The organism is Paenibacillus sp. FSL H7-0690, from assembly GCF_037980415.1.
In the GTDB taxonomy this organism is placed as follows: Bacteria; Bacillota; Bacilli; order Paenibacillales; family Paenibacillaceae; genus Paenibacillus_AQ; species Paenibacillus_AQ odorifer.
This window is the reverse complement of record NZ_CP150281.1, coordinates 1,066,324-1,082,201: the sequence shown is the minus strand read 5'-3', so window position 1 is coordinate 1,082,201 and position 15,878 is coordinate 1,066,324. Positions and strand designations below refer to the sequence as shown.

Genomic DNA, 15,878 nt, shown 5'->3' with positions numbered 1-15,878 from the left:
ACAGATATCTTAACCATTTTTTTGATGAAATCAAATTCAAAGGTTTAAATCGGTGTTCTCGTTTACATAGAGCTCGCTGGGTTCAATTCGATGTTGGTGAGTATGCAACAGCTCTGGCAAACGCCCCATCCGCTCAGCCAAACGGGATAGCTTTTGCTCATGAAAATTAGATAATCCCGTATGAATCCGGTCTTGGAAAGGCTCAAGCCATCTTGTTTCCAGGCTGTCAGAACCGAAATAAACCCCGAGCAGAGAGCCTGCTGTTGCTCCAAAACTATCCGTATCGTTGCCTTGCATCACCTGCTTGCATATCCCGTCACCGACATTGTCTGCAAATCGAAATGTATTAATTAAGGTACCTATTTCCTGATAAACCTGACAGTGACTATAATTTGCATACTTATGGTTAATGCTCTGATAAGCTTCCAGCCAGTTATCTGCATTCGCTACCCTCTGCAGGCAATCCTGAGTAATCTCATAGAATCGGCTCCTTCTAGGTACGAATTGCAGTGCAGTACTTATTATTTTAATAGGATCGCGCAGCACTTGCGCAACTGCAATCGCAGCGGCGATGAACATCGTGGCGTAGATCCCCGTCCGGCGATGTGTAAAACTTGCATCACGCCAAGCTAGCTCAGCGGCAAGAGCGGGTTGACCGGGGCAGGCATAACCGTAAGCATCTGCGCGAATCGCTGCTCCGCATAGTTCTGTATCTTGCACCATGAAGTCGGGCCAAGCCTCTATTTCAGAATGATTGAATAGTTCTCTATCATGCTCCAGATAGCTAATCCCCGATCGAAGCAAGATGGTCCTCTCCGGCCCCCAAGTAGTACTTATCGGAAGATGATTTATCCATAAATCTCTTAAATTTCTTTTCGTAAAACCATCGCCAAATTGTTCTAACGCCATCATTCCCATTAATGTGTAATTGATATCATCATCAGGTGCCACATAACGAATTCGCCCCCGCGTCGTCTCAAACCAAGACCAATGTCGACGATCCAAAGCATGGAGAACTTCATCAGAAATGTAATCATTCAGTGGCCATTCCCCTACAGAAGTTAAAGCTTTACGCAATTCCGACAAGCTGGGGTTTACCTCAATCGGTTTGCCTAGCATTGAACCACAGACTGAAGCGAGGAATCCCGCCTCCACACGCTTGGAGCTATCCTTAAGATTCAAGATGCCGACCTGGCCTAAAGGTCGTGCCGGATCGCATTCCTGCCATATCTCTTGTAAATCGTTTGGTTCATAGTAAGGCCAATCTTCCCTCATTGGGATGGCAACCAAGCTATGAGCGAATTCCAGATAGGCATCATAGCTTGCGGGAAGCTGTTCCAGCTTGGCTAAATAACCCGATGTTTGATGCCCCTGTGCAAATTTATTGCGTAAAATTCCCTCTAATTGACGATTAAGAAATGTGAGTGATGGCAGCATGCTGTATCTCCTTTGTCCGTTTATTAATCTACGTAAAATAACTTCTACATGAGAATGTAAACGATGATAGATGGAAAAGCAGCCCATCCCATCGCCTTCATTATAAGTTTAAATAAACGAGCATGCGATGATAGAAATAACAGTAAAAGCAATAAGTTTAATAGACTATTAAATAGGGAAAGACACTCTAAAAAACCCTCCAATGGGATGCCAAATGAATCGTCACCCTTATGTCCTTCATTTTTTTGATTACGGGATTACAGGATTACGGATTAAGGAATTACTTGTCGCGTTCAATTAGCTTAATACTTTGCCTAATGAGATCGAATGTAATGGTTTATAGCATACACTGTATCCACCTAGTGAACATTTATAATGGTAGTCAAGCAACTATAGCGACTTGGGTGTACATATACGAAGCAGACAACTTTGAACGACTTGGATGTACATCCCTATTCGAAGTAGACAACTTTTAATGACTTAAGTAAGCAACCCTATGGTTTGTGCCTTCCTTCTACTGACCATAAGTATGGGAAATCCTCTCCCTCTCTGGTCAGTTTTTTTGTCCAAGAGGTGTGGGTAGCCCGTCTATACTCTTAGTGTTTTTCTCTTGTCTATATTCTTTCAGGCCTGCCTCGCCCTTTTGGATAGACCAACGCTGCAACGTATCCCGCTCACCCGCATAACTCATGAATGGGACTGAAAATCCGCAGGAAGTCTGTACTTTATGAACATCTATCAAAATGATCTGTCTAGCTCCAGGCAGAGATGTAAACAAAGGGGACAGTGTTTCCCATTCTCCTGATTCAGGCAAAATCACAGCCCCTGTTCCATACAGTCTTAAAATATTAGGCGGCCCCTCAAACGCACAAAACATAACCGTCACTCTTCCATTTTCCAGCAGATGCGCGCTCGTCTCATTACCGCTGCCAGTCATGTCTAGATAGGCCACCTGATTAGGAGACAATATCCGAAAACAATCATGTCCTTTCGGCGAAAGGTTAACATGCCCATCTTCTGAAAGCGGCGCTGACCCTACGAAAAATAGGTGCTGCCGAAGAATAAACGCTTCATGTACAGGTAGTATAGCGGTGAATTGTTTTCCCATTTGGCATTCTCCATTTCTGTATATTTGTGTGTTGGCTAATTGGTCATCTCTACTCAACTCTATCGGATCCGCCGACTCAATGAGTTCCATGAACTACATGAACTACATGAACTACATGAACTACATGAACTACATGAACTACATGAACTACAGCAGCTTCACTAATCACCTCAGTTCCATCAACCACATTTGCTTAACTAACTAGCTTTGCCGACTACATTAACTTCTACAGTTACATTAGCTCTATCAACTCCGTTAGTTTCACCAACTGAATCAGTTCCTTAAGCGCATTAACTCCACTAACAATAACAGTTCCACTAGCTCCTCCATCAAACTAACTTTGACTAGGTCCAAGCGGCGTTTGCCGCTAATGTAGGGCATTTTTGACTCTCTTTCCTGCTACTTTGGCTCGGGGCGCCTAATGTAGGGCATTTTTGTCTCTCTTTCTTACTACTTTGGCTTGGTGCGGCTAATGTAAGGCATTTTTGCCTCTTTTTCTTGCTACTTTGGCTTGGGGCGGCTAATGTAGAGCACTTTTGCCTCTCTTTCTTGCTACTTTGGCTCGGGGCGGCTAATGTAGAGCATTTTTGCTCCTATTTCTGACTAATTCGACGCTATGCAGCTGATGTAGAGTATTTTTACCGTTCATTCGCGCCACTTGAGCCCAATCTAACAAATCTACGGGATTTTTACCGTTCATTCTCGCCACTTCTGCCCAATCCAGCAAATCTACGGGATTTTTACCGTACATCCCCGCCACTTGAGCCCAATCCAGCAAATCTACGGGATTTTTACCGTATATTTTTCCGCAGACATATTAGTTAAGTATATATACTCTAGGGCTTTTCTTATGTCTCCCCCCGTGCCTAAATGCAAGCCTCAGCAAGGATTATTAACAACACATCCCCAGTTGAGAGAAGAGTCGTTATTCATTATTTTTTACTGATGTATATATTCTTTTCAAATGTATTTTTCTTTTAAGTTGTCATATTCTCTTCCACCGTCAAGTAACCCTTCTCCCCGGTACCTGGCCGTCAGCAAAAATAGGGACTACCTCTCGGCAGCCCCCCTTTCTCTCGCAAGCTGCTTGATACTACTATCAGAAGCAACTCCCTTAAATCCCTTTTTCCCTATAAAATACTTCCCTTTAAACACTTTCCTATAACACTTTTCCCTAAAAAATCTCCCTCTTAAGCACTTAACCCACTAAGCACTTAAAGCCATTTTTCCCCTATCTATTCAATCGCAATATAAATCTCAACCTGCGTGTCAGCAGGGTCAAAATTCCGTGAATCATAAATCTCAAAATCCCCCGTGTAAGTTCTTACCTCCCCAGACTCCTTAAAGTACGCCCAAATCTCCCCCCACGCTTGCGCGACTACTTCAAATACCGGACCTTTTTTCGTCGTAAAAACCATGTATTTGCTCTCCGGTACAGCCGCATAGGTGAACTGGTTTTCCACTAGTTGACTTTCCTCTAGCTTGCTTTCCTCTAGCTCGCTTTCCACTAGCTCGTTTTCCTCTAGCTCGCCTTCCTCTAGCTGACTTCCCTCTAAATGTCTCTCCTCAGCTACTTCATGCCCGATCACAACGGTATACGCTCCGCTCGCATCACTCTCATAATCCGTATACAAAGCATAGATATACTCAGGATTTACCGTAGCTATCTGCCCCGCAACATTACTCTGAAAATAAGTTTCCCACAGCTGCGACAAACCTCCATCAGGTCCCATTTCTGCTTCATTAGTTGTGCGTATGCTAACCCCCGCCAAGGTCATTTTTGCTTTCTCTACAAAATAAGTATTCATCCATTCTCCCTCATTTCCTGTGATTGAACTTAGTATACACAGGCAAAGTGGACATCTGTCTGTCCAGTTCGAATAGATTGATTTCATTCTGGGTTATAAAGACACCATTAGGGTAATTAATAGTATGGAACTACACTCGAAGGGAATGACTACAGCATGCCAAAAATCAAATTAGCTGTCATCTACTACAGTGCCACAGGAACTAACTACCAGCTAGCACAATGGGCCGCGGAAAGCGCAGAAAAAGCAGGAGCTGAGGTAAAACTGCTGAAGGTGCAGGAACTCGTCCCCGAGGACAAAATTCAAGCAAATCCAGCCATGAAAGCCCTAGCTGAGAAAACAAAAGATATCCCAGTTGCCACACCCGACGATATAGTCGAAGCGGATGCGATTATTTTCAGTTCCCCAACCCGTTACGGTAACATTGCTTCCCAGATGAAGCAGTTCATTGATACAACCGGTGGCATTTGGGGCAAAGGACTAACAGTAAACAAAGTCGTCAGCGCCATGAGCTCAGCACAGAACCCGCATGGTGGACAAGAAGCTACGATTTTGGCACTCTATACGTCGATGTATCACTGGGGAGCCATTGTTGCAGCACCCGGTTATACCGATCCAGTCACATTTGGTGCGGGAGGCAACCCTTACGGAACAAGTGTCAGTGTAGATGGAGACGGTAAAATGATCGAAGATCAGGATCGGATCCGTGACGCTGTTTTTCATCAAGCGAAGCGTACCGTTGAAGTGGCCGTCTGGGTCCAGGCAGGCAAAAACGCCAATAATCAGAACTAGCGCAGCTTAGTTAATATAACAACACCCCTCGGAGCTACTTGTGTAGCACTGCGCCGAGGGGTGTTTAATTTATATTTTAATTACTCTCCAGGGTATTTAAGCCCCCACTGTGCACGCACTTGATCCAGCAGTTTCAGAATCGCTAACGATTCATCCAATGTCATCACCGGACTCTCTGTAAGCCCTGCCTGAAGACAACGTCCTACTTCCTCCGCTTCAAAACAATATCCAATAGAAGCTCGGTCATCTGCAAAGCTCTCTATCTTCTCATCTCCTATATAAAGCGCAGCCGATTTCGGGTTCACTAATGTACCCTCTACAATAATACGGCCTTCTGTGCCAAACACATGCGCTTCCTCCAACATGTTAAGACGAATACCACCGTTCAACGAAGCGGTTTTCCCGTTACCATATGACAACAGCATCGAGAAATGCTCGTCCACTCCAGTCTCACCTATGTGCACTGTGCTGGAAATAGACTCAGGATGAGGTCCAAACACCATGGAGGCAAAAGAAACCGGATAAATCCCCACATCCAGCAGCGCCCCCCCGCCCAGCTTCGGATTCAGCAATCTGCCTTCCGGGTTCCAGTCGGTACGAAACCCTAGGTCTGCCTTCACCAAACGAACATCACCGATTCTACCCTCAGCAATCCATTCTCTAACCTTCACAATCGCCGGGATGTAGCGACTCCACATTGCCTCCATCAGGAATAGCTTATGTGCTCTAGCATAGGCCACAACTTCTTCCAATTCACCGCTGTTTACGGTAAAAGGTTTCTCACACAGGACAGCTTTGCCTGCACGCAGCGCCATTAAAGCATTTTCTTTGTGAAAAGGATGCGGCGTTCCAATATATACCGCGTCTACATTCGGGTCATTCAGCAATTCCTCATAGGTTGCATAGGCATGCGGAATCCCATGATTTTTAGCAAATTCATCGGCACTTTCCTGAGATCTTGACCCAACGGCATAAGCCACACCATTACTGGCATGCGCCAAATCAGTAACAAATTGATGAGCAATCCAGCCTGTGCTAATAATTCCCCATCTCACCTTGTAAGCGTTGTCCATTTTCATTTGCATGTTCCTCCTAATCCTTCTGCTAAGTCTCTTTAATTCTATCAGACCATTCTAATGAATGTATAGGAACTGATGCCAGCAAACACCACCGTCACCACCAAAATAGCAATATTCCAGATCTTGCTCAAGGCCGCTGAGTGCTCGTTAGAGCTTTGAATAAACGCTTTTTGCAAAAGGAATTGTAAAAGCTTCATGATTACGAATCCTAAACAACCCAGCCCGCTTTGCAAAATAACCTCCAGACTAGCTTTACTTACAAATCGATCAGCCATGTTCCCATCATAATGAATCGGCACGGTATCCGGCATTTTGGAATAAAGGAATAAATAAATAGCTACAGGAATCAAGGCCACCACACTGCTTAAGATCATCGTCAGTTTGGTTTTGAACAACGTTTTACCCTCCTTGTGCGGAAAAATAATCTCCCCGTTATTCTCCTTCCACTTCAATCAGATATATCCCCTTCTTAAATCCACCGCGACGTTTAGCTTTCTCTGCACGTTGCTTCTCCAGCTCCACGCTATTGCTCCCATGTGTCTCCGCCAGAGCCTGAATTACTTCCAGCATATCGGCAAGCTCCTCCAGAGCTTCTTCATCACTTGCTGCCTGTAAATATTCCTTCGACTCTTCTTGCAATTTTTTGCGTAGTTCAGTTATGTATTCTTTGGACTCTAATATCCTTGTGTTAAAATCTTTACCTTGAGAAGCTATCAAATCGGGGATGCCGTCACGCACTAGCTTTTCATATACAGGCATTTAAGCTCTTCCTTTCTTCTATATTATATTATATCTCCCTTCAATCCGGCTTTGATTCCATCACTAGACGTTCTACAAAAGGAAGATCTGCCGGAGCAAACATGAACTGATCCAGTTCAGCCGGAAGCACCCACCTATGTTCGTCGTGATCCACCAGATCAATTACACCTCCCTGATACCGCGCTTTCCAAGCAATCAATTGGATCTTTATCTCTCCATAGTTATGCTCGTTCATGCCAAAGCTCTCATAGGGAAGGATTGTGATCCCCATCTCTTCCTGAAGCTCTCTTTGCAGACACTCTGCGATGCTCTCATCCTGCTCTATTTTGCCACCAGGAAATTCCCACAGACCTGCCTGCGATTTACCTTGCCGCCGCCGGGCAATAAGAATCTGCCCTTCTTCATTATGTATAATTGCTGCCGCCACCTTGATCACAAAGAACACCTCCACTATTGCTAGTTATTCGACAGATACTACTATTAAAACATACAATTCATTCCAAACCAAAGAGACTCTCCCAAAAGCCAACACGGCCTGGGAAAATCTCTTCAGTACAGTCTCTCTATAAATTTCACAGCAGCGTTATCCTTACGAAAGAGCTACTATTTTGTCAGCACAAGCTCCAAACGAACCTCAAGATTATTTTCTGTATCCAGTACAACGGTGTGGGGATTGCTTAGACCAAAGTCAGAAAAGGCCACTGTTGTCGTTCCCGACAGCATCAACTGTCCCCCGCTATACGCCGCTTGCGACTGAAAGGTGACGTCCTTTTCTACTCCTTTTACGGTAAGCGTCCCCTGCATTTCAACAGGCACAGTTGCTCCTTCAGTCCATTCTGCCGGCAGCTCCGAAAATGACTTCACTACAAACGTGGATTGTGGAAATTCCGTTACGGATAGAAAATCCTCTCCTTTTACATGCTCGTCCCGTTGGCTATTGCCAGAATCCAGAGCGCTCATATCCACTGTCCCTTCCCCGGCCATCGAAGTAGAATCCTCTATATTTACCTTCCAGGTACCCTGAACTTTGTTGTCTACGAAGTTTACTGTTTCTTTAGAGGTCGTCACTGACCAATAGACTTTAGAGGTTTCCGCAAGGGTCCAATCCCCGTTTAATTGTTCGGCTGTGACCGCCACCCCTGCTGATGCTCCAGTGTTATTTGTTGTCTCTCCAGCATCTGCTGTGGTTGCTTGATTTGGAATCACGGACTCGATCTCTACATTATTGCCCAGCGATTTATCCAGTAATGTATAACCTGTGACTACTCCTACGATAATAACTCCTGCAGCGATCAAGGCTATTCTTTTTCTCTTCATCCTGTTCCCTCCAATATTCATAATTTCTGTATGCTTTCAAGCTCGTCCCTCATTCTAACAAAGCAATATGTCGGGAAGAAGTCAGAGCAGAACGGGCTATGATGTGTTAAACTTGTCGTAAATTTTATGGACTGGAGGTACTCCAATTTGACGAAATCCATTCTTGTTGTAGAAGATGAAGAAGCCATCTCTAGGGTCCTCAGTGCTTATCTGAAAAAAGCAGGCTTTCAAGTCACCCGTGTAGCCGATGGACGCGCTGCGCTGGAGTCTTTTGCTATATCTCCTCCTTCATTAGTATTACTAGACATCATGCTGCCAAACATGGACGGCTTTGAACTGCTTAAGCTCATCCGTGAAAAAAGCAGCTGCCCTGTGATCATGCTGACGGCAAGAGATGGGATCAATGACCGGCTAGCCGGCCTCGACGGTGGTGCGGATGATTATATGTCTAAACCTTTTATTCCCGAGGAGGTGGTAGCACGCGTGAACGCTGTCTTACGCCGTCCCTCGCAGTGGTCTGATGGCAGCCGTAAACGGCATTATGGCAGTTTGTTTATCGACTTCACAGCACGTGCTGTCTTTTTAAATGGGGCTGAGCTGAGTCTTAGTCCTCGGGATATGTCAGTGCTGTTATTTCTCGCTGAAAGACCTAATCAGATTTGTACGCGTGAGCAATTAATAGAATTTGTATGGGAAATGGATTATGAAGGAAGCGACCGGGCGGTAGATTTGTCGATCAAAAGACTACGCAAAGCGTTGTCGCACTGGCCAACTAGTGAGGGGGAAATCCGTACCCTAAGGGGGACGGGATATCAATTATGGACAACTTAAAGAGAAACAACGCCAAACGTACCTCTATCCTTTCTTACTGGACGATACGTTATTTGCTCATTATTAGTGTAGGCCTGCTCCTCACAGCTTTAGCTACATTATGGTGGATCCGTCAGGAGGCTATGAGCAATCGTCTGCAGACTGCGGGGCTTTTGGCACAGGAGATTGCAGATCGCAGCTTAAATATGGAAGGCTCCATTGAAATCAGCCAAAATCTCGAAAAACTGATCGAAGACCGGAAGCGGTTTTTCAAGTTAACCATAGAGATGTGCGTGATCATTACTGATCAACAAGGTCAAATGCTATTCTCCCTGCCACCTCTAACTGACAAGGAAATGAGATATAAGCTAAATGATAGCTTGAACGACTCCCGCAGTCCGGAGTTCAAAGCTGCTGTGGCTCCCATAAATTCGGATGACAAAACACTGGGACAGGTTATTGTCCTGCAATCCAAAAAATCACTGCGGCATATTCCACAGGAGGAGATCATATTTTTCTCCATACTGCTGCTGTTTCTAATCATCTTAAGTTGGCTAACCATTTACCTCTTATCTCGTAAACTGGCAAAACCCATTCAGAAGGTAGTCGAGGCAGCGGCTCAAATCAGCCATGGCCGTTATGATATCGTTCTAGATAAGGATGCTAAAGAGCGGGAAATTCATGAGCTGATGATGTCTTTTGAAGAGATGGCAGGCAAGTTACAGCAATTTGAGCAGTCTCGAGCCGTAATGCTGGCCGGAGTCTCCCATGAGTTGAAAACACCCGTAACCTCTATTAAAGGCCTGGTGCATGCCGTCCGCGAAGGGGTCGTTGAAGGTGATGAAGCTGTGGAATTTCTGGATATTGCCCTGCTGGAGGCTGGGCGGTTGCAGCGAATGGTAGCCGACCTTCTGGATTACAATGCCCTGACTGCAGGAATGGTTTCCGTTCGTCACGACCGACTCGATGCCGTACCACTACTATCAGAAATCGTATATCAATGGAAACTGACACAGGCGGAAGATGTTGCTGAACCCGTGCTCCATATGCCGATCAATCCCTTATTTTTGCGTGGGGACTCCCTTCGTATCCAGCAGATTATCGTCAATCTACTTAATAACAGCGTACAAGCCAAAGCTCCGGATCGAAAGGTGCAGCTTACGATAGACCTGCTGGAGCAGCAAGGTCATGGCTTTGCCGAAATCCGTGTTCAAGATAATGGGCTTGGCATCTCATCCAATCATAGTGAGCATGTCTTCGAAGCCTTCTTCCGGGGCAGCGATAAGCAGAGCACACTGCGTGGTCTAGGACTCGGCCTAACCTTCAGCCGTCTGTTGGCCGAATCTATGAACGGAAGCCTCGTGCTTGAGGAGCACTCAGACAAAGGCTGCACCTTCGTGCTGTCTCTGCCGCTTGATGATTAAAAAATAGTCTACGATCCATCGACATGGTATAATCATGTGCACAATCACACCGAAAACCGGAGGCTGTATATGCTTACTTTTGAACAAAAATTAGCGATTCTCGACTCTTACCCCCAGCTGGAACGCAAAAATGTATCCCTTGGGCGCGTGAACTATCACTACGAGGAAAGCCAGCATGATAAGAAAACCGTGGCTTTTCACCTGCATCCAAATGGTAATGGCTATGTGTTCGCAGGCTTACTGCGGGGCTACGAGACAGACGATAAGGGCTTCGTGAATATTCGCGACTACTCGGAATCCGAGCTGCGCAGTTTGCTGGATGCCTCCATCACCTCACTGTCTATTTACATTCCTGATGCTCCTGTAGCCAGCAAAAGAAAGAAAAAGGCTGCGGCAACTGCCGATACACTCTGGACTAATGATGAGGGCCAAACCCTAACCCTAAAGCTTGAGGATGATTTATGGTATGTCTATGCCGACCTCAATCTGGAGATGGCGTTTGAAACGCTTGAGGAAGCTAAAGAATATTTAGCGGAAGAGGGATTTACAGCAGCGCAGGAGTAATTGTCAGACTTTAATCTACACACTCACAACAAAAGAGGTGTCTGAGCAGCCATTTATTTTGGCCGTTCGGACACCTCTTTTCTAATAAAACGATCCTTAATATACAGGTTCCGTATATATGTAACTATAAATATCCAAATCGAGCTCGGAAACCACTTCATAATCTAGTTGGAATTCTATAGTCTTATTTGATAGACCTCCTACAAAATAACCGCCCTCCACAACCAACCTATCCTTCCCTCCAACTGGGGCGACCAAGATCAGCTGTTCAGCTTTATTGGCTGGGATCACAAAGTTTTGCAGCCCACCCGTCTGATCTTGAATATATTTACGGATAGATACGAGGTTACTGCCTAATTCCGAGAGGCCGGAATTGTCGTTCCGCCATACATCAAGCGCATCTTGTTGGGATTGGTTGGAACTGACACATGCCTGATTAACTGAAAATTCAGGGATTTTATATATATTCCCGCCAATATTATCGATAACTACTTTATGGGTTACTTCCGTACAATTTTCAATTTTCAGAGTCGGCATGGGGTCCTTTTCCTTTGAGAATGTCTTTATGATTTTTTGATCACCAGACTTAAAATTTATTGAGATGTCTTTATTATCCATGTTAGAAAATTCGAGCAAGCTATACAACTGATTATTTTTAATTCCGTAGTGCTTTACGTTTATAACAAACCTGTTTCTCTCATCTGATAACGATTTTGATTGCTCTTGGCTTCCTACTGAAATTGTTCTGTTGACCGGGGCAATAATCTTCTCCTCGGCAACTGGTGAGGTTATGTAAATAGATTTTGTACCTTCATCCCAAGTGACACTACTACCCAACACTTCGCTAATAAATCTTAAAGGGACGAGTGTATTATTTTGAAAATTGATACCTTTTAAGACTTGCTCATGCTCTTTGGCGTTTACAATTACTCTTCCTTCCTTGACCAGATAAAAAATGTTAATATCCCCTTTAACCGCTGAGACTGACTTCGCATGATTATCCCATTTAATAGTTGCGCCTAAAGCTTCAAAGATCGCCCGCATAGGTACGTATGTAACTCCATCTTTCAGTATAGGACTTACATTAAAATGTAATTGCTTACCGTCCAAATAACATTTGAGATCACTGTCTTCCGCAAAGGCTTGACTTGAAGATAAAACAGCAAAACTTATCATCACCACAAAAAAAGTGATAATTTTTGAAGCAAAGTTGTGGTTTTTCATGTTCTTAATTTAGCTCCTAATCTAGAAAAATAAAAAAAAAACAATGCACACCTGAATATATCAAATGGCCAATCAAAATGTAAGTCTAAAAAGAAAACTACCAACGACACCCAAATTATGGTTAGATGAAGGAGAAGCCATATCCTAGAGGGAAAGAAGCGTGAACGCATATGAGTTTTGAAATCGTAGAGGCCACCATACCGGACATCCAAGCCGCATTAGAAGCCGGAGAAATTACGTCAAAACAACTAGTTCTCATGTATTATGAACGCATTGCTGATCACGACAAAAACGGCCTGACGATTAACTCTGTACTGGAGATTAATCCTGATGCGTTGTTTATCGCAGAATCTCTGGATGTGGAACGGGCAATTAATGGCCCACGCGGCCCCCTGCACGGGATACCTGTGTTATTGAAAGATAACATCAATACTGGGGACAAAATGCATACAAGTGCGGGATCGCTGGCTTTGGCGAATTCTTTTGCCGGGGAAGATGCGTTTATAGTTACCAAGCTGCGTGAAGCCGGCGCCATTATTATGGGTAAAGCCAATATGACCGAATTCGCCAATTTTATGACGAACGGCATGCCCTCCGGCTATAGCTCCCGTGGCGGGCAAGTCCTTAACCCCTACAATATTTCTACGCCAACCGGCGGCTCTAGTGCGGGTTCAGCAGTAGCTGTCGCTTGTAATTTCTGTACGGTCTCTGTTGGCACAGAAACTTCGGGATCGATTCTTAATCCCGGTAATTTGGGCTCCATCATCGGCATTAAGCCAACCGTGGGGCTGCTCAGCCGTTCAGGAATCCTGCCGCTCTCCAATACACAAGACACCGCAGGCCCTATGGCTAGAACCATTCATGATGCCGTGTTACTGCTAAACGCCATGCTGGGCAAGGATCAACGCGATGCAGCTATGGGAACAAATACAGGTAGAATCCACGAGGATTATACTGTATTCCTTGATCCGAATGGTTTGCAGGGCGCTCGAATTGGGATACCACGTGATTATTATTTTGAGGAGCTCACAGATGAGCAGCTTGCTTTGTTCAACGCTTCCGTCGACAGGATGAGAGAGCTTGGAGCGACCATCATTGATCCTGCGGATATTAAGACCGCCCGCGAAATTAGTTACTCTTCGGTGGTATTAAACGAATTCAAAACAGCACTGAATGCTTATTTGTCTCATTTGGGCCCCGGAGCACCTATGCGAACCTTGAAGGATATTATTGATTTTAATCATGCACACCCTGTGGAGACTTTGAGATTTGGTCAAGCTACATTAATAGATGCGGAATATACCTCCTCCGGCACACAAAGCGAAGCTCAATATTTACGCCATCGAGCGACTGACCTGAAGCTGTGCAAGGAAGAAGGGATCGATGCCACTATGAAAGAATACAATCTGGATGCCCTGCTGTTCCCTGCCGATTTTGGCGCCAGAATTACTTCCAGAGCAGGATATCCGTCCATCGTCGTTCCTTCTGGATACACTTCGGCCGGCGCTCCCTTTGGTGTAACCTTCTCAGCAAAAGCTTATCAGGAGCCTACGCTTATCAAGCTAGCCTATGCCTATGAGCAGCATTACAAAGTGCGAAAAGTACCTTCGCTAAAAAGCTTCATTTGATTAAACCTATTCCTGGAGCGGAACAATACCTAAATGCCTGTTTCCCTCATGGGACAGACTCCATGTACGCACTTCATAGCTACGAATGCCAGACAGCACGTAAGGATCTTTTTCGGCAAGGAGAACGGCTTCTTCGCGTGAGTTCGCTCTTACAATAACCATACCGCCAGGACAATCACTAAAGGGACCACACAGCACTAATTGTCCTTTACGGTCCAGCTCTTGTAAATGCTTAACATGACCACGAATAATCTCCATGTCTCTACGGTCTTGATTCGTCGGGCTAAGCAAAATAACATAACAAATATCTGCTTGATTGACCTCACTCATCCTATTCTCCGCCTCTCGTTCAAATAGAAATTAAAGCCCGTAACGGTGATTTCCCAATGCCGATTCGGGCTTTTTTATTTCGCGATGTCTTCGTTCGTAGCTTTATTCATAATCTCGCTGATTTTCTTCATCGGCAATATTTTGAATCTCATCAGAATGAATAAGAAACAGCTCGTAGTCCCCCTCTGCATGCAGCTTCAGCGCTCGTTCTTTAAAAAACTTCGGGCTGCCTTCCGCCGCATCCTCATCATAAAAGAGCAATATCCCGTCACTTTTGCGGAACAACAAGTCATCTCTGGCCCTGAACTGCCAGCTGCCGTCATAAGGGGCATTACTGACCGCCCTGCAAAAGTCCGCACCCGCAATAATACGTCGGTATTCCTCCTGCTTCTCTTCCTTCCACTTCTCTTCCTGTCCAGTATGCGCCGTAATGATCCCCAATTTCAATTCAGGATATTGAGTCTTGAGTTCACATACCACCTCACAAGCCCAAAGATCGACACCATACTGGCCGGGGGTAATAATCCATTCGACGCCTTCTTCAATTAGCGGCTTTAATCTGTTAGACAGCGCCTTTTTGATATAAGGAATTCCCGGATGCTTATTGTCAAAAATACCGAGCTCATGCGCACGGTAGCCTGTTACGAGTAAATTCTTCATGTACTGCCTCTTTCCTGAACGTTGGTTATCTCTTACCATGACTTACCTTTGTAGAGTTTTATCCCACTTATATGATTATTATATAGCATTTACATGATCTATTTCTTTAGGCAAACTTTCAGCTGATCTTAAGCAACCTTTCAGAACCGTCTGATATATTTCTCCTAATCAATCTAAAACTATTAAGGAGAGAAAATAAATGAAGAAATTAATACCGATTATGATCTCAGGAAGTCTACTCGCTTCTCTACTATTGGCTGGCTGCAGCACCAATTCGGAGTCCGAAGGAACAGCTGTTACTAATAACCAAGCGAGCACAACACCCGCAGATAACACTGAGGCACAGCAATCTCAAGGAAACGGCAATCAACAAAACGGCAGACCCGGCATGTCCATGAACTTCGGCAAGATTAAGAGTATTAGCGACAACACAATTACAATCTATACGTCAGAAATGCCTTCCCCGCCCGCACAAGGCACTGGAGATACGGCTGGAGCCGATATGCAGAACGGCCAGGCTGGTACTCCACCGGAAAGACCCGAAGGTGATCAAGGCTCAGAAAACGGTACACCTCCAGAGGGGGGAATACCGGAAGGCGGAGCCCCTGACGGCGGTGGACAAGGTGGTGGACCACAGGGCGGCGGGATGCAGCAAACCTTCTCCGAGGAAACCACAGATATTACAATTGATGCTGATACCAAAATTGTAACGGTTACCTTCGACAATGGCACGCGTCAGGAGAACACGATCAGCTTAGCTGACCTGAAAGCTGATGACATTATCCAATATACGCTTAAATCAGATTCCACTGTGGCGGAGAGCATTACCTTAAGCAGCGGAAACCCAATAGGGATGGCTGAAGGCAAAAAGAGCAGCGACTAAACTACCAAAAAATAACAGAAAAAAATCCCCACCTACGATCAGCTTCAAAAAGCGT

General features: G+C 45.0%; 18 protein-coding genes. 6 read left to right on the top strand and 12 right to left on the bottom strand.

Annotated features, from left to right (window positions below):
- Positions 1 to 36 precede the first annotated feature (36 nt).
- The 4 genes from MHI32_RS04795 to MHI32_RS04780 form a co-directional block, all read right to left on the bottom strand.
- The gene (locus tag MHI32_RS04795; protein WP_076129593.1) at positions 37 to 1,437 is read right to left on the bottom strand and encodes an ADP-ribosylglycohydrolase family protein; all 1,401 of its coding nucleotides are present in this window, start codon (positions 1,435 to 1,437) and stop codon (positions 37 to 39) included.
- 553 nt (positions 1,438 to 1,990) lie between these two features.
- Positions 1,991 to 2,545, bottom strand: coding sequence for a pyridoxamine 5'-phosphate oxidase family protein (locus tag MHI32_RS04790; RefSeq protein WP_076308981.1), 555 nt, complete (start codon positions 2,543 to 2,545; stop codon positions 1,991 to 1,993).
- A 571-nt stretch (positions 2,546 to 3,116) separates the two neighbouring features.
- Positions 3,117 to 3,296: a hypothetical protein gene (locus tag MHI32_RS04785; protein WP_340011975.1), complete on the bottom strand. Its 180-nt coding sequence runs from the start codon at positions 3,294 to 3,296 to the stop codon at positions 3,117 to 3,119.
- A gap of 484 nt (positions 3,297 to 3,780) precedes the next feature.
- A complete protein-coding gene (locus tag MHI32_RS04780; protein WP_312149557.1) occupies positions 3,781 to 4,353 on the bottom strand; it encodes an effector binding domain-containing protein in 573 nt (190 codons plus the stop codon).
- Between the two features lie 156 nt (positions 4,354 to 4,509).
- Between MHI32_RS04780 and wrbA the strand changes: the two genes are divergently transcribed.
- A complete protein-coding gene (gene wrbA / locus MHI32_RS04775; RefSeq protein WP_340011974.1) occupies positions 4,510 to 5,145 on the top strand; it encodes an NAD(P)H:quinone oxidoreductase type IV in 636 nt (211 codons plus the stop codon).
- A gap of 80 nt (positions 5,146 to 5,225) precedes the next feature.
- On the opposite strand, the gene MHI32_RS04770 is transcribed toward wrbA, so the two are convergent.
- The 5 genes from MHI32_RS04770 to MHI32_RS04750 all read right to left on the bottom strand — a co-directional run bounded on the left by MHI32_RS04770 (position 5,226) and on the right by MHI32_RS04750 (position 8,300).
- Entirely contained in the window at positions 5,226 to 6,218 is a 993-nt protein-coding gene (locus MHI32_RS04770; protein WP_076308991.1) for a Gfo/Idh/MocA family oxidoreductase, read from the bottom strand.
- Positions 6,219 to 6,268: 50 nt separating this feature from the next.
- Entirely contained in the window at positions 6,269 to 6,619 is a 351-nt protein-coding gene (locus MHI32_RS04765; protein WP_081391932.1) for a DUF1648 domain-containing protein, read from the bottom strand.
- Between the two features lie 37 nt (positions 6,620 to 6,656).
- On the bottom strand, positions 6,657 to 6,983 hold the full coding sequence (locus MHI32_RS04760) for a nucleoside triphosphate pyrophosphohydrolase (protein ID WP_076129598.1): 327 nt from the start codon (positions 6,981 to 6,983) through the stop codon (positions 6,657 to 6,659).
- A 40-nt stretch (positions 6,984 to 7,023) separates the two neighbouring features.
- A complete protein-coding gene (gene mutT / locus MHI32_RS04755; protein ID WP_076185009.1) occupies positions 7,024 to 7,419 on the bottom strand; it encodes an 8-oxo-dGTP diphosphatase MutT in 396 nt (131 codons plus the stop codon).
- 167 nt (positions 7,420 to 7,586) lie between these two features.
- Positions 7,587 to 8,300 carry a YceI family protein gene (locus tag MHI32_RS04750; protein WP_076129600.1) on the bottom strand — a complete coding sequence of 238 codons (714 nt, stop codon included), beginning with the start codon at positions 8,298 to 8,300 and terminating at the stop codon, positions 7,587 to 7,589.
- A 147-nt stretch (positions 8,301 to 8,447) separates the two neighbouring features.
- Between MHI32_RS04750 and MHI32_RS04745 the strand changes: the two genes are divergently transcribed.
- From MHI32_RS04745 to MHI32_RS04735, 3 genes are all read left to right on the top strand, one after another.
- Positions 8,448 to 9,131 carry a response regulator transcription factor gene (locus MHI32_RS04745; protein ID WP_340011973.1) on the top strand — a complete coding sequence of 228 codons (684 nt, stop codon included), beginning with the start codon at positions 8,448 to 8,450 and terminating at the stop codon, positions 9,129 to 9,131.
- Positions 9,119 to 10,534 (top strand): HAMP domain-containing sensor histidine kinase, encoded by a 1,416-nt coding sequence (locus MHI32_RS04740; protein ID WP_076129601.1) that lies wholly within the window; start codon positions 9,119 to 9,121, stop codon positions 10,532 to 10,534. Before MHI32_RS04745 ends, MHI32_RS04740 begins: the two co-directional genes overlap by 13 nt.
- Positions 10,535 to 10,603: 69 nt before the next feature.
- On the top strand, positions 10,604 to 11,098 hold the full coding sequence (locus MHI32_RS04735; protein ID WP_076099543.1) for a hypothetical protein: 495 nt from the start codon (positions 10,604 to 10,606) through the stop codon (positions 11,096 to 11,098).
- A gap of 96 nt (positions 11,099 to 11,194) precedes the next feature.
- Here MHI32_RS04735 and MHI32_RS04730 read toward each other — a convergent pair whose 3' ends face one another.
- Positions 11,195 to 12,322: a copper amine oxidase N-terminal domain-containing protein gene (locus MHI32_RS04730; protein ID WP_340011972.1), complete on the bottom strand. Its 1,128-nt coding sequence runs from the start codon at positions 12,320 to 12,322 to the stop codon at positions 11,195 to 11,197.
- A 170-nt stretch (positions 12,323 to 12,492) separates the two neighbouring features.
- Between MHI32_RS04730 and MHI32_RS04725 the strand changes: the two genes are divergently transcribed.
- Entirely contained in the window at positions 12,493 to 13,950 is a 1,458-nt protein-coding gene (locus MHI32_RS04725) for an amidase family protein (RefSeq protein ID WP_340011971.1), read from the top strand.
- Between the two features lie 6 nt (positions 13,951 to 13,956).
- Here MHI32_RS04725 and MHI32_RS04720 read toward each other — a convergent pair whose 3' ends face one another.
- Positions 13,957 to 14,280 carry a YciI family protein gene (locus MHI32_RS04720; RefSeq protein WP_051491142.1) on the bottom strand — a complete coding sequence of 108 codons (324 nt, stop codon included), beginning with the start codon at positions 14,278 to 14,280 and terminating at the stop codon, positions 13,957 to 13,959.
- Between the two features lie 102 nt (positions 14,281 to 14,382).
- The gene (locus tag MHI32_RS04715; RefSeq protein ID WP_036680784.1) at positions 14,383 to 14,940 is read right to left on the bottom strand and encodes a DUF1273 domain-containing protein; all 558 of its coding nucleotides are present in this window, start codon (positions 14,938 to 14,940) and stop codon (positions 14,383 to 14,385) included.
- Positions 14,941 to 15,139: 199 nt separating this feature from the next.
- Between MHI32_RS04715 and MHI32_RS04710 the strand changes: the two genes are divergently transcribed.
- Positions 15,140 to 15,823, top strand: a complete 684-nt coding sequence (locus MHI32_RS04710) for a hypothetical protein (RefSeq protein WP_340011970.1) — start codon at positions 15,140 to 15,142, stop codon at positions 15,821 to 15,823.
- The last annotated feature ends 55 nt before the right edge of the window (positions 15,824 to 15,878 follow it).